Below are 341 nucleotides of genomic sequence, written 5' to 3'. Positions count from 1 at the left end.
GCCACGTACTAAAGTATCCATCTATATAACCAGTATGGAAAGCTTGGAAAATAAATAGTCCCACCTCTTTTCATATATGGGTGGGACTGTAAAGTCATGATTGTTTATTTTGAAAAGGAGGAAAGAATGTGGGTCGTATTGATGTACTATTAAAAACTTTTATTGCCACTTTTGGTGGCTTCTGTGGGTATTTCTTGGGAGGATGGGATGCAACATTGAAAATCTTAGTGACGATGGCAGTTATTGATTATTTAACTGGCATGATTGCAGCAGGATATAACGGAGAATTAAAAAGTAAAGTTGGTTTCAAAGGCATCGCCAAAAAGGTGGTGCTTTTTCTT

Annotated in this window: 1 protein-coding gene; it reads left to right on the top strand. The window is 37.0% G+C overall.

The genetic code is table 11. The features are described from left to right. Positions 1–128 precede the first annotated feature (128 nt). On the top strand, positions 129–341 hold a 213-nt coding region (locus MR168_RS33165), incomplete at its 3' end, for a phage holin family protein (protein ID WP_242291776.1).

The organism is Bacillus cereus group sp. BfR-BA-01356, assembly GCF_022663635.1.
Classification (GTDB): domain Bacteria; phylum Bacillota; class Bacilli; order Bacillales; family Bacillaceae_G; genus Bacillus_A; species Bacillus_A cereus.
Note: the sequence above shows the minus strand (reverse complement) of the source record. Positions and strands in the feature narration are given on the sequence as shown.